The 13,402-nt window shown below is 66.8% G+C and carries 10 protein-coding genes and 2 rRNA genes; all 12 read right to left on the reverse strand.

Features of this window, described 5'->3' with window-relative positions; translation table 11 throughout:
• Nucleotides 1–61 precede the first annotated feature (61 nt).
• The gene (locus tag BS83_RS15130) at nt 62–781 is read right to left on the reverse strand and encodes a SanA/YdcF family protein (protein ID WP_408641004.1); all 720 of its coding nucleotides are present in this window, start codon (nt 779–781) and stop codon (nt 62–64) included.
• 73 nt (nt 782–854) lie between these two features.
• Nucleotides 855–1,400: a MerR family transcriptional regulator gene (locus BS83_RS15135; RefSeq protein ID WP_051943081.1), complete on the reverse strand. Its 546-nt coding sequence runs from the start codon at nt 1,398–1,400 to the stop codon at nt 855–857.
• A 381-nt stretch (nt 1,401–1,781) separates the two neighbouring features.
• On the reverse strand, nt 1,782–2,258 hold the full coding sequence (locus BS83_RS15140; protein ID WP_037604360.1) for a bifunctional nuclease family protein: 477 nt from the start codon (nt 2,256–2,258) through the stop codon (nt 1,782–1,784).
• A 128-nt stretch (nt 2,259–2,386) separates the two neighbouring features.
• Nucleotides 2,387–3,106, reverse strand: coding sequence for a transcriptional regulator FtsR (ftsR, locus tag BS83_RS15145; RefSeq protein WP_051945366.1), 720 nt, complete (start codon nt 3,104–3,106; stop codon nt 2,387–2,389).
• A 133-nt stretch (nt 3,107–3,239) separates the two neighbouring features.
• Nucleotides 3,240–3,764 (reverse strand): FHA domain-containing protein, encoded by a 525-nt coding sequence (locus BS83_RS48910; protein ID WP_037604361.1) that lies wholly within the window; start codon nt 3,762–3,764, stop codon nt 3,240–3,242.
• A 400-nt stretch (nt 3,765–4,164) separates the two neighbouring features.
• On the reverse strand, nt 4,165–4,998 hold the full coding sequence (locus tag BS83_RS15155; protein ID WP_037604362.1) for a DUF881 domain-containing protein: 834 nt from the start codon (nt 4,996–4,998) through the stop codon (nt 4,165–4,167).
• Between the two features lie 117 nt (nt 4,999–5,115).
• A complete protein-coding gene (locus BS83_RS15160) occupies nt 5,116–5,448 on the reverse strand; it encodes a small basic family protein (protein ID WP_037604363.1) in 333 nt (110 codons plus the stop codon).
• Entirely contained in the window at nt 5,445–6,356 is a 912-nt protein-coding gene (locus tag BS83_RS15165; protein ID WP_051943082.1) for a DUF881 domain-containing protein, read from the reverse strand. Before BS83_RS15165 ends, BS83_RS15160 begins: the two co-directional genes overlap by 4 nt.
• Nucleotides 6,357–6,744: 388 nt before the next feature.
• Nucleotides 6,745–9,243, reverse strand: coding sequence for a mannose-1-phosphate guanyltransferase (locus tag BS83_RS15170; RefSeq protein WP_037604364.1), 2,499 nt, complete (start codon nt 9,241–9,243; stop codon nt 6,745–6,747).
• Nucleotides 9,244–9,259: 16 nt separating this feature from the next.
• Nucleotides 9,260–9,868 carry a CDP-diacylglycerol--glycerol-3-phosphate 3-phosphatidyltransferase gene (gene pgsA, locus BS83_RS15175; RefSeq protein ID WP_037604365.1) on the reverse strand — a complete coding sequence of 203 codons (609 nt, stop codon included), beginning with the start codon at nt 9,866–9,868 and terminating at the stop codon, nt 9,260–9,262.
• Between the two features lie 112 nt (nt 9,869–9,980).
• Nucleotides 9,981–10,097 (reverse strand): 5S ribosomal RNA (gene rrf, locus BS83_RS15180).
• Between the two features lie 59 nt (nt 10,098–10,156).
• Nucleotides 10,157–13,257, reverse strand: a 23S ribosomal RNA gene (locus BS83_RS15185).
• Nucleotides 13,258–13,402: the final 145 nt, after the last annotated feature.

The raw sequence follows: 13,402 nt of genomic DNA on the forward strand, positions 1-13,402 counted from the left end.
AGGGCCATCCGCACCGGGTGGTTGCTCGCGCAGTTCCTCGCGCCCCTGAGGTGAGCGCAACTCAGGGCTTGGGGGCGAGCGTGGCCAGGGTGGTGACCCGCGGTCCGAGCAGGTGGGGGTCCGGGTGGAAGAGTTCGTCGATCAGGACCGCCTTGTCCGCCGAGGCGATCTCGCGGACCGCGCCGTAGTCCCACGTGGCGTCATGCGGTTCGGGCACCCCGACGCCCCACGCGTCGATCCCGGCGGTCCGGCACAGCGCGACCGCACGGCGGATCGCGTACTCCTGGTTGACCAGCAGCGCGCGGGTCACCCCGAAAATGCGGTGCGCACGCGCACAGGAGTCCCAGGTGTTCAGGCCCGCGTAGTCCCGGACCACCCGGTTCGCCGGCACCCCGTGGGCGATCAGGTAGTCGCGCATCGCGTCGGGCTCGTCGTAGGTGACCCGCGAGTTGTCCCCGCTGACCAGTACCGCGTCCGCCTTGCCCGCCCGGTACAGCGCGATCGCCGCGTCCAGCCGGTGGGCCAGGTAGGGAGAGGGTCTGCCGCCGTCGAGGCCGGCGCCGAAGACCACCACGACCGGCTCGCGCGGGGCGTCGGCGACCGTGGTGAGGCGCGCCCCGCCCTGCCACCACACCACCGCCGTCGGCACCAGTACCGCCAGTGCGGCCAGGCAGCTCAGCTGGAACAGGCGGCGCTGTCCGCGCCGCCGGCGCAGTGCCCCGCGCAGCGGTCGCCACAGCGCCGACCACAGCCGGTGGATCCAGCCCCGTACCGCCCGCACTGCCCGCACCACACGCACTGCCGCGCGCCTCCCCCGTCGGACGAATGATCTTCCGAGGAGGCGGACGCGCGGATCAGCCCGCGCGGTTGCGGCGGCGGGCCAGTTCGTCGGCGGGGTCGAAGCCGATCAGGTTCTCGCCCGTGTCGGTCCGCTCTCCGTGGAGGCGGCTCAGCGTGGACTCGACCTCGCGCCAGACCGCGCCGACGGCGATGCCGAAGATCCCCTGGCCGCCCTGGAGCAGTTCGACGACCTGGTGGGCGGAGGTGCACTCGTAGACCGTGGCGCCGTCGCTCATGAGCGTGATGCCGGGGAGGGCGTCCTGCGGGCGCTGGGCCAGATGGTCGACGGCCGTCCGGATGCTCTGCAGCGAGACGCCCGCGTCGAGCAGCCGCTTGACGACCTTGAGGACCAGGATGTCGCGGAAGGCGTAGAGCCGCTGCGTGCCCGAGCCCTGGGCCGGACGGACGCTCGGCTCGACCAACCCGGTACGGGCCCAGTAGTCCAGCTGGCGGTAGGTGATCCCGGCCGCGGCACAGGCGGTGGGCCCGCGGTAGCCGATCAGCTCCGGGCTGGGCATCACGTCGTCCTGCGGATCCGCAGGCGGCGGCACCGTCGGCATGCCCTCCCACCCCGACCGGGCCGCACGCGACAGCGTCCGGACCGGGGAGTGGATGGGGCAGGAGCCGCCCGTGGCTGTTCTGTCACCCGTGCTGCTCAACACGACCCTCCGTCCTTTCGACTCCGGAACCGCCGCAGCGGGGCGCGGGGTGGCGCACCCGTGACGTTCTCAGTCGAAGGTAGGCAGTAGCCAGGAGCGCGTCAACGATCGCCACGCTCGGCGTGGGGGGTGTCGTCAGTCTCGCGGGTGGTTTTGCGTGTCCGGTACGGGGGTAATTCCGCCCGAATGACGGGTGGCAAACCCACTCGTTGGGGCCGCTTGGCCCAATCCCGGGGTTTGCCTCCGGACGCCGCGCGTGGCGCGGACGACACCGGAGGGAAGCTACTGGGATCCGCTGCTGCCGAAGTCCTCGGGGGAGATCTGGTCGAGGAACTCGCGGAACCGCTCGACCTCGTCCTCCTGCTCGTCGGGGATCGCGATGCCCGCCTCGTCCAGGACGCCGTCGGCGCCGTAGATCGGCGTTCCGGTGCGCAGGGCGAGCGCTATCGCGTCCGACGGGCGGGCGCTGACCTCCACCCCGCTGGCGAAGACCAGTTCGGCGTAGAAGACCCCCTCGCGGAGGTCGGTGATCCGCACCGCCGTGAGCTGCTGGCCGACGGCCTCCAGCACGTTGCGGAAGAGGTCGTGCGTGAGCGGCCGCACAGGGGTCATGCCCTGCTGTGCGAAAGCGATGGCCGTGGCCTCGCCGGGCCCGATCCAGATGGGCAGATAGCGATCCCCGCCGACCTCGCGCAACAGCACGATCGGCTGGTTGGAAGGCATCTCCACCCTGACACCCACGACGTCTAGCTCGTTCACACCTGCAACCCTAGGGCGCGCGCGGCGGATACTCCAGTTGTCCAGGTCCCTCGCCCGCGCTTTCGAGCCGCCGGCCCGGCGTGTCGGACATCCCCGCGGCTCGAAAGGGCGCCCGGGCACGGCTCGGATCAGAGGCCGGGGCGGGCCCGCAGCCCTGCCTGGACCAGGGCGGCGTGCAGCCGGACCGAGAGGTTGGCCAGCTCCCTGGCCATCGCGGCGGCGTGCGCACGGGTCTGCGGATTGCGGTGCCGACGCAGCGGCGCGACGATCTGCTCGACCAGCCCGACCTCGCGGTCGGCGGCCGCCCTGACCGCGCGCAGATGCCGCGGCTCCAGCCCGAAGCGGCCCAACTCGGCCACGAGTCGCGCAACTTGCAGCATGTCTCCGTCGAAGCCGCCGTCCGGCTCGGCGGTGACCAGACCGTAGGACTCCCACTCCACCAGCTGCGCGTCGGTGATCCCGGCAGCGGCCAGCAGCTCCGCCCGACCCAGACGCGGACCGGCGGACACCGGTCCCGGGGTGATCTGTCCGGCCTCGGGGGCGTCGAGTCCGTCGTCGGACGCTCCGCCGGGACCGGGCAGCGCGGGCGGGGCCTCGCCGCGGTCGAGGGCGGCGAGATGCTCCCTGATCACCCGTAGCGGGAGATAGTGGTCGCGCTGCATCCGCAGCACGTAGGCCAGCCGTTCCACATCGGCGTCGGTGAACTTGCGGTAGCCCGAGGGCGTGCGCTGCGGCTCGACCAGGCGTTCCGCCTCCAGGAAGCGGATCTTGGAGATGGTGACCTCGGGGAACTCCGCCTGCAGCTCCGTCAGCACCGCGCCGATGCTGAGCAGTTGCGGCCGGCCCATGGGAGCCCTGCCGTGGCGGGAGGCGCCGGACGCCGGACGGCCCGACGGCACGAACGGCGCCACCGCCCCGGGGATACCGCTGTCGGCTTGCACGACGGTTGACTCACTCCTCCCAGGGGCGGGGCACCGCTTCTCAGTACCCCGGGCGGGCGGCGAAGAAGACCAACCGGTACTTGCCGATCTGCACTTCGTCGCCGGTGTTCAGCGGCACCTCGTCGATCCGCTCGCGGTTGACATAGGTGCCGTTCAGGCTGCCGACGTCCGCGACGGTGAAGCCGCCGGGGCCGCGCCGGAACTCGACATGACGCCGCGACACGGTGATGTCGTCGAGGAAGATGTCGCTCTCCGGGTGACGGCCGGCCGTGGTCAGCTCGGTGTCCAGCAGGAACCGGCTCCCCGAGTTCGGACCGCGACGCACCACCAGCAGCGCCGAGCCGGGCGGCAGGGCGTCGACCGCGGCCTGCGCCTCGGGCGAGAGCCCGGGGGTGACCGTCGCGGCGGTCTCCGGCTCGTACGACTCGAGGCCGGAGATCGAGATGGTGGACGTCTGCTCCGAAGGACGCTCACCGCCGACGCGGGCCCGCAGCGGGGCACCGCAGTTCGAACAGAAGCGGGCGGACTCCGGGTTGTTGTATCCGCATCGGGTGCACACCGTCACGCCTGCGGCCTCCTGTCGCGGATCGCCTGACTGGCTTTGGGAGAACGGATCGGCCGCAAACCCTCCACCTGAGCTTGAGGGTACCGGCTGAGGTGCTATGCGTCCCTGACTCGGCGCGCCCGCGTGTCGGGCGTCCTCGTCGCGGAAGAGCGGCCGGTCGGCGGCGGGCTCGTAACTGTCGGCGTTGGGCGCCCCACGCATGCCAGGGACGCCGGCGCCGAACTCCTCGTCCGCCCTGCGGTGCCGGGCGGTGGGGGCCTCGACCGCGCCCTGGCGGGACTTCCGGCCGAACAGCTTCGAGAACAGACTCACGGGCGATTCCCCTTGCGAGACACGGACTCGCCCGTGGGGCGAGGTGGAGCCATCGTGGACAGGACTGGTGCGGACGGGACGTGGTTCATCAATGCGTCGTGTGAGCGTAGTCAGGAGTGCTCAAAGGGATCAAGGCGGTCACAGCGAGTGTTTGCGAGCGCACCACCGTTGCGGCGCCTTGGTCCCGGGTCACCGACTGGACCACACCACCCGGAATGTTCAGCGCGGTGTCAAGATCCTGCGGGTTCCCGAGGACTGTGAAGACGTAGGGCTGCCGGACGGTGGTTCCGCTGATCGTCACCGAACCCTTGGCGGCATCCGAGAACCAGGTGCCGGCCACCACCCTGACGTTGTTGATCTGTACCGCCTCCGCCCCAGCCGCGCGCAGCTCCTCCAGCGTGTTGAGCAGCATAGCCGCCTGGACGTTGCCACCCGGGTCCTTGATGGTCAGGGTGACACCCGGGCCAGTCGCGGCGACCGTCCCGGCGAGCACGCCGAGGTCCTGCTCCTTCTGGCGCGTCTGCGCCTGCGCTTCCTTGGCCTGGTTGGAGCTGGTCTGCAGCTGGGTCAACGACGACTGCAGCTGCTGGCGTTCCTGGTCCAGCCGCTGCTGCCGGGCGCCGACCTCGTCGAGGATGCGCACCAGGTCGTCCTGTCGCGCCCCGCGCAGCTGGTTCTCCGTGGTGTTGGCCCGCACCTGGAAGGCGACGCCGAGACCGAGCGCGAAGAGCAGCAGCGCGACGATCAGCTGGGCGCGGTTGACCCGCGGCGGCCAGAGCGCGGCGGCGAGCCGCTGCCTGCCCGTGCGGGCGGCCGGCTCCGACTGCCCGGCCTGCTCGGCCTTATCGGCCTGCTCGGGTTCGGGCGTGTCGGCGTTCTCGGCCTTCCCGGCCTTCTCCGGCTCGGGGGACTCCTCGGTCATCGCTTCACTCCTCTCGCCCGCTCGGTTCCGCCGGTCCTGATCATCCTGCCATCCGTCCTACCCCTGACGTTCACCACCTGCACTTTTCCTGTATCACAGAACGTCACGGCTGCCACATCAGGCTCGGAAGAGGTGACGGCGGATCGCCGCCGCGTTCGAGAAGATCCGGATCCCGAGCACGACCACGACGCCGGTGGAGAGCTGCGAGCCGACGCCCAGCTGGTCGCCGAGGAAGACGATCAGCGCGGCGACGACGACGTTGGAGAGGAAGGAGACCACGAAGACCTTGTCGTCGAAGATCCCGTCCAGCATCGCCCTGACCCCGCCGAAGACCGCGTCCAGCGCGGCCACGATGGCGATGGGAAGGTACGGCACCCAGGCCGCGGGGATGTCGGGCTGCACGAAGAGCCCGACGACGACTCCGAGCACCAGGCCCAGCACGGCGATCACGGTTGCTTGGTTCCTTCCGAGGAGGGCGAGGGATGTGCGTACTGCAGGGCGCCAACGGAGGCCGCCGGAAGATCCAGGTTTCCCTTGCCCGAGACCTGGTGCCGGATCTGGTAACTCTGGGCGAGCTGGTCCAGGTAGAGGCCGCCGTAGGCGTTCCCCTGGAAGGCCGACTCCATGCCCGGGCCGCCGATCGCCTGGAGTGTGTAGGGGAGGGTGAGCGGTCGGTCGTTCACCAGTATCGCGTCACCGGCCGCGCGGATCGCGGACAGGGTGGTCAGGCGCTGCCCGTTGATGGCGATCGCCTCCGCGCCGGACTGCCAGAGCGCGTTCACCACCAGTTGCAGGTCGCTGTCGCGCACCCGTCCGGTGTTCCCGAAGCCGGAGCCGGCGCGCGGGCTCGCGTTGTTGAGGTCCGTCCCTGCGGAGGCGGCGTCGTCGACCTGCACCTCGATCCCCGGCCCGCTCACCGCGGTCGTCCCGACGACCAGCTGGAGCTGTGCGAGACGCGCGCTCTCCTCGCTGCCGACCGCGGAGGCCCTCAGCTTGTCGAGCTGCGCCTGCAGTGTGAGGACCTGCTGCTGGGTGCCGTCGGCGGCGGAGGTGGACTGGTTGATCCTGTCGATCAACGCCTGGCGCTCCCGCGCGGCGACGGGAGCGCTCTGGTGCACCTGGGCGACCCCGATGCTGAGCACCAGCGCGACCAGCGCGAGCCCCACGCCGAACACCAGCCACCCCTGAATGCCACGGGGCAGCCGACTGCTCCCGTAGACGCCCTTGCGCCGGGCGGCCTCGGCGTAGCCCTCGTCGAGGCTGTGCTCCATGACGTTCGTCAGCAGCGACATGGACGCGTCGGGCCGCGCGAAGCGCGGGTCGCTGCGCTTGGCCTTACCGGCACCGTTCGTCGCCATGCCGCATATCGTCCCATGTGCAAAGCAGAGACGATGCAATCCCCCCACGTGGGCAGCCGAGCAGCCCCATCAGGGGCCCGCAGAACCCTGCGCGGACGAGCAACCACAACAGCGACGCGCGGAACCTTGCGCAGACGAGCAACCACAACAGGGGCGCGGGGAACCTTGCGCAGACGAGCAACCACAACAGGGGCGCGGGGAACCTTGCGCAGACGAGCAACCACAACAGGGGCGCGGGGACTGCGCGAGAAACCACCCTGTGCGGATGGCCCTGTTACTGGAGGACCATCCGCACGGGGTGGCTTGTCGCGCAGTCCCCGCGCCCCTGCGGTAGTGCAACTGCCCCTTCACCGGGAGGTGCCGCGGGCGCAAAGGTCTCCGCCGGAGGCTAGTCGCGGCCGGCGGATTCCACGACGGCGGCCCACTCGTCGAGCAGGGCCTGCGTCGAGGTGTCGTCCGGGCCTTCGGCCCAGAGGTGGGTGACGGCTTCGGCGGGGTCCGGGAGGACCATCGTCCAGCGGCCGTCGGGTTCCACCACGCGGACGCCGTCCGTCGTGTCGACCTCGCGTTCGCCCGCCGCCTCCACGACCTTGCGCATGACCATGCCCTTCGCGGCCCACGGGGTGGCCAGGTCACGGCGGTGCACATGGGCCCGCGGAATGCGCGCGTCGATCTGGCTCAGGGTGAGCTGGGTCCGGGCGACCAGACCCAGCAGGCGCACGAACGCCGCCGTTCCGTCGAAGACCCCGCTGAACTCAGGCACCACGAACCCGCCGCGCCCGTCGCCCGCGAAGACCGTGCCGTCCGCCGACGCCGCGCGCGTCAGATCGTCCGGGGACGTCGTCGTCCACAGCACCTGGGTGCCGTGGTACGCCGCGACCTGCTCGGCGATCCGCGTCGTGGCGACCGGCAGCGCGACCTTGCCGCTCCGGCCCTCCGCCGCGATCAGGTCGAGCATGACCAGCAGGGCCCGGTCGTCCTCGATGATCCGACCGCGCTCGTCCACGAAGGAGACACGCTCCCCCACCGGGTCGAAACGCACGCCGAACGCCGCGCGCGAGGAGGAGACCAGCTCGCCGAGCCTGACCAGGCCGACCCGCCGCTCCTCGATCGTCTCCGTCGGATGCGCCTCGTCCATGCCGGGGTTCACCGTCAGCGCCTCGATGCCGAGGCGGCCGAGGATGCTCGGCAGCAGCAGCGACGCGCTGCCGTGGGCGACGTCGACGACGACCTTGAGCTTCGCCTCCTTCATTCCGCGTGTGTCGACCGCACGGAGCAGGCTTCCGGCGTAGGAGTCGAAGACCGTCGCCGGGAAGTTGAGGTCGCCGATCTCGCCGGGGAAGGCCCGGCGGTACTCCTGGCGGGCGTAGACGCGGTCGAGCTTCCGCTGGCCGGCCTGGGACAGGTCCGCGCCGCGCTCGTCGAAGAACAGCACGTCGAGCGAGTCGGGGACTCCGGGCGTGGTCCGCAGCATGATCCCGCCCGCGCTGCCGCGGCCGGTCTGCTGGCGGGCGACGGGCATCGGAACGTTCTCCAGGTCGCGCACGTCGATCGCGCTCGCCTGCAGGGCCGAGATCATCGCGCGCTTGAGCGCTCGCGCACCACGGGAGTGGTCACGCGCGATGGTGACGGTCGCGCCCTTCTTGAGCGTCGTCGCGTAGGCGCCGGCGAGGCGCACCGCCAGTTCCGGGGTGATCTCGACGTTGATGATCCCGGAGACGCCGCGCGCACCGAAGAGGTGCTCCTGGCCCCGCGACTCCCAGATGACGGAGGTGTTGACGAAGGCGCCGGCCTCGATGGTCTTGAAGGGGTACACGCGGACATTGCCCGCGATGATCGACTCCTCCTCGATCAGGCACTCGTCGCCGATGACCGCGCCGTCCTCGATCCTCGCGGCCCGCATGACATCGGTGTTCTTGCCGATGACGCAGCCGCGCAGATTGGTCTGCGGACCCACGTAGACGTTGTCGTGGATGACGGCCTTGTGCAGGAACGCCCCGCGCTTCACGACGACGTTGCTGCCGAGCACGGTGTGCTCGCGGATCTCGACGCCGCCCTCGACCTTCGCGTAGTCCCCGATGTAGAGGGGTCCGCGCAGGACCGCCTCACGGTCGACCTCCGCGCCTTCGGCGACCCAGACCCCCGGGGAGATCTCGAAGCCGTCGATGTCCACGTCGACCTTGCCCTCGAGCACGTCGGCCTGGGCCTTGACGTAGCTCTCGTGGGTGCCGACATCCTCCCAGTAGCCCTCGGCGACGAAGCCGTAGATCGGCTTGCCCTCCTTGAGGAGCTGCGGGAAGACGTCGCCCGACCAGTCGACGGAGGTGTCCGCGGCGACGTAGTCGAAGACCTCCGGCTCCATCACGTAGATACCGGTGTTCACCGTGTCCGAGAAGACCTGGCCCCAGGTGGGCTTCTCCAGGAACCGCTCGACCTTGCCCTCTTCGTCGACGATGGTGATGCCGAATTCCAGGGGATTCGGCACGCGCGTCAGACAGACGGTGACCATCGCTCCCTTGGAGCGATGGAATTCCATGAGTTCGGTCAGGTCGAAATCGGTGAGCGCGTCGCCGGAGATCACCAGGAAGGAATCGTCCTTCAGTGCGTCCTCGGCGTTCTTCACGCTGCCGGCGGTCCCGAGCGGGGTCTCCTCGTTGGCGTAGGTCAGCTTCATGCCGAGCTCTTCGCCGTCACCGAAGTAGTTGCGCACCAGAGAGGCAAGGAACTGGACCGTCACGACGGTGTCGGTGAGACCGTGTCTCTTCAGCAGCCGAAGCACGTGTTCCATGATCGGCCGGTTCACCACCGGCAGCAGGGGCTTGGGCATGCTCGCGGTCATCGGGCGAAGACGGGTTCCTTCGCCCCCGGCCATCACTACGGCCTTCATGTCGGCTGGCTCCTCCTCAATCGGGCAGGGCACTCGCCTTCACGAGACGGCGAGTTTGCACCGCGTACAGGATCCCTGCCCACCAGTAGAGCGTCGTACCCCACCAGACGAACGCCCAACCGATGACGCTCGCCACAGTCCCGACCCAGTTGTCATAGGTCGTGAGCAGCAGCAAAGGGAACGCGTACATCAGATTGAACGTAGCCGCCTTTCCGATGAAGTTCACCTCGGGTGGGCCGTATCCGTGACGTCTCAGGATCGGCAGCAGGGACGCGATGAACACCTCACGCGCCAGAAGGATCACCGTGAGCCACCAGGGCATGATCCCGCGCCAGGTGAGACCCACGATGGTGGAGAGCACGAAGAGGCGGTCCGCGAGCGGGTCCAGCAGCTGACCCAGCCGGCTGACCTGACCCCAGCGGCGGGCGAGCTTGCCGTCGAGGTAATCGCTCACTCCGCTGAGCATCAGGATCCCGATGGCCCAGCCGTCGTTCGTGGGCCCGCCGAACTCCGGCCAGAGCACCAGCCACAGGAAGACCGGCACGCCCACCAGGCGCGCCATGCTCAGCAGATTGGGGATGGTGAGCACGCGGTCGGTCTGGACACGCGTCTCCTGAACCTCCACCCGGGGGCCTCCTGTAGAACACTTCGAACGATGCAGCCCGACTCTAACGCAGTTCACGCGCAGCACAGTGAAGCCCCCTGACCTATGGTCAGGGGGCTTCACTGGAATGGTTGTTCGGCGGCGTCCTACTCTCCCACAGGGTCCCCCCTGCAGTACCATCGGCGCTGTGAGGCTTAGCTTCCGGGTTCGGGATGTAACCGGGCGTTTCCCTCACGCTATGACCACCGAAACACGGTGAAACAAGCGGTGATCGCTGTCTCAGAACAGCACAGTGGACGCGTAGCAACTATGGACAAGCCCTCGGCCTATTAGTACCGGTCAGCTCCACCCCTCACAGGGCTTCCACATCCGGCCTATCAACCCAGTCGTCTACTGGGAGCCTTACCCCATCAAGTGGGTGGGAGTACTCATCTCGAAGCAGGCTTCCCGCTTAGATGCTTTCAGCGGTTATCCCTCCCGAACGTAGCCAACCAGCCATGCCCTTGGCAGGACAACTGGCACACCAGAGGTTCGTCCGTCCCGGTCCTCTCGTACTAGGGACAGCCCTTCTCAATACTCCTGCGCGCGCAGCGGATAGGGACCGAACTGTCTCACGACGTTCTAAACCCAGCTCGCGTACCGCTTTAATGGGCGAACAGCCCAACCCTTGGGACCTACTCCAGCCCCAGGATGCGACGAGCCGACATCGAGGTGCCAAACCATCCCGTCGATATGGACTCTTGGGGAAGATCAGCCTGTTATCCCCGGGGTACCTTTTATCCGTTGAGCGACGGCGCTTCCACAAGCCACCGCCGGATCACTAGTCCCTGCTTTCGCACCTGCTCGACCCGTCGGTCTCACAGTCAAGCTCCCTTGTGCACTTACACTCAACACCTGATTGCCAACCAGGCTGAGGGAACCTTTGGGCGCCTCCGTTACATTTTAGGAGGCAACCGCCCCAGTTAAACTACCCACCAGACACTGTCCCTGATCCGGATCACGGACCCAGGTTAGACATCCAGCACGACCAGAGTGGTATTTCAACGTCGACTCCACAACAACTGGCGTTGCTGCTTCAAAGTCTCCCACCTATCCTACACAAGCCGAACCGAACACCAATATCAAGCTATAGTAAAGGTCCCGGGGTCTTTCCGTCCTGCTGCGCGAAACGAGCATCTTTACTCGTAATGCAATTTCACCGGGCCTATGGTTGAGACAGTCGAGAAGTCGTTACGCCATTCGTGCAGGTCGGAACTTACCCGACAAGGAATTTCGCTACCTTAGGATGGTTATAGTTACCACCGCCGTTTACTGGCGCTTAAGTTCTCAGCTTCGCCCCACCGAAATGGAGCTAACCGGTCCCCTTAACGTTCCAGCACCGGGCAGGCGTCAGTCCGTATACATCGCCTTACGGCTTCGCACGGACCTGTGTTTTTAGTAAACAGTCGCTTCTCGCTGGTCTCTGCGGCCACCCCCAGCTCTGGCAGCAAGTGCCGTCACCAGGCGTGGCCCCCCTTCTCCCGAAGTTACGGGGGCATTTTGCCGAGTTCCTTAACCATAGTTCACCCGAACGCCTCGGTATTCTCTACCTGACCACCTGAGTCGGTTTGGGGTACGGGCCGCCATGAAACTCGCTAGAGGCTTTTCTCGACAGCATAGGATCATCCACTTCACCACAATCGGCTCGGCATCAGGTCTCAGCCTATTGTGTGGCGGATTTGCCTACCACACGGCCTACACCCTTACCCCGGGACTACCACCGCCCGGGCTGGACTACCTTCCTGCGTCACCCCATCGCTCAGCTACTACAAGCTCGGGTCGCCGGCTCCACCACTCCCTTCGGTCCGAAGACCTCCGGGCGGCTTCACGGGCTTAGCATCACCTGGTTCGCCGTTGGCGCTTCAAAGCGGGTACGGGAATATCAACCCGTTGTCCATCGACTACGCCTGTCGGCCTCGCCTTAGGTCCCGACTTACCCTGGGCAGATCAGCTTGACCCAGGAACCCTTGGTCAATCGGCGCAAGAGTTTCCCACTCTTGTATCGCTACTCATGCCTGCATTCTCACTCGTGAACCGTCCACCACTGGATTCCTCCGCGGCTTCACCCGGCACACGACGCTCCCCTACCCATCCATGCACCCGTTGGGGCTATAGCATGAATGACACGGCTTCGGCGGTGTACTTGAGCCCCGCTACATTGTCGGCGCGGAATCACTTGACCAGTGAGCTATTACGCACTCTTTAAAGGGTGGCTGCTTCTAAGCCAACCTCCTGGTTGTCTCTGCGACTCCACATCCTTTCCCACTTAGCACACGCTTAGGGGCCTTAGCCGGTGTTCTGGGCTGTTTCCCTCTCGACCATGGAGCTTATCCCCCACAGTCTCACTGCCGCGCTCTCACTTACCGGCATTCGGAGTTTGGCTAAGGTCAGTAACCCGGTGGGGCCCATCGCCTATCCAGTGCTCTACCTCCGGCAAGAAACACGCGACGCTGCACCTAAATGCATTTCGGGGAGAACCAGCTATCACGGAGTTTGATTGGCCTTTCACCCCTAACCACAGGTCATCCCCCAGGTTTTCAACCCTGGTGGGTTCGGTCCTCCACACGGTCTTACCCGCGCTTCAACCTGCCCATGGCTAGATCACTCCGCTTCGGGTCTTGGGCGCGCGACTCATTCGCCCTATTCGGACTCGCTTTCGCTACGGCTACCCCACACGGGTTAACCTCGCCACACACCGCAAACTCGCAGGCTCATTCTTCAAAAGGCACGCAGTCACACCGAAGTGCTCCCACGGCTTGTAGGCACACGGTTTCAGGTACTATTTCACTCCGCTCCCGCGGTACTTTTCACCATTCCCTCACGGTACTATCCGCTATCGGTCACCAGGGAATATTTAGGCTTAGCGGGTGGTCCCGCCAGATTCACACGGGATTTCTCGGGCCCCGTGCTACTCGGGAGTTGCATAAGCGAGCCGAGAACGTTTCGTCTACGGGGGTCTTACCCTCTACGCCGGACCTTTCGCATGTCCTTCGACTACACTCTCGGTTTCTGACTCGCCCAGCCGCCGGCAGACGACTGAAACACAATCCCACGACCCCATGATGGCAACCCCTGCCGGGTCTCACACCACCATGGTTTAGCCTCATCCGGTTTCGCTCGCCACTACTCCCGGAATCACGGTTGTTTTCTCTTCCTGCGGGTACTGAGATGTTTCACTTCCCCGCGTTCCCTCCACATACCCTATGTGTTCAGGTATGGGTGACAGCCCATGACGACTGCCGGGTTTCCCCATTCGGACACCCCCGGATCAAAGCTCGGTTGACAGCTCCCCGGGGCCTATCGCGGCCTCCCACGTCCTTCATCGGTTCCTGGTGCCAAGGCATCCACCGTGCGCCCTTAAAAACTTGGCCACAGATGCTCGCGTCCACTGTGCAGTTCTCAAACAACGACCAGAAGGTTCAGACTGTCACCAGCCCGTTCCGTCAGGACCCAACAACGTGCCCGACCCGCGAGAATCAGAAGAAGGAGCGTTCCACGCCGAAGCAGTACTAGCCC

The organism is Streptacidiphilus rugosus AM-16 (genome assembly GCF_000744655.1).
GTDB classification, from domain to species: domain Bacteria; phylum Actinomycetota; class Actinomycetes; order Streptomycetales; family Streptomycetaceae; genus Streptacidiphilus; species Streptacidiphilus rugosus.

Excerpts from the sequence above, each read along its gene's own strand:
- BS83_RS15135 (WP_051943081.1), bottom strand. The coding sequence starts at position 1,400 with ATGCCGACGGTGCCGCCGCCTGCGGATCCGCAGGACGACGTGATGCCC.
- BS83_RS15165 (WP_051943082.1), bottom strand. The coding sequence starts at position 6,356 with ATGGCGACGAACGGTGCCGGTAAGGCCAAGCGCAGCGACCCGCGCTTC.
- BS83_RS15170 (WP_037604364.1), bottom strand. The coding sequence starts at position 9,243 with ATGAAGGCCGTAGTGATGGCCGGGGGCGAAGGAACCCGTCTTCGCCCG.
- BS83_RS15155 (WP_037604362.1), bottom strand. The coding sequence starts at position 4,998 with ATGACCGAGGAGTCCCCCGAGCCGGAGAAGGCCGGGAAGGCCGAGAAC.
- ftsR (WP_051945366.1), bottom strand. The coding sequence starts at position 3,106 with ATGGGCCGGCCGCAACTGCTCAGCATCGGCGCGGTGCTGACGGAGCTG.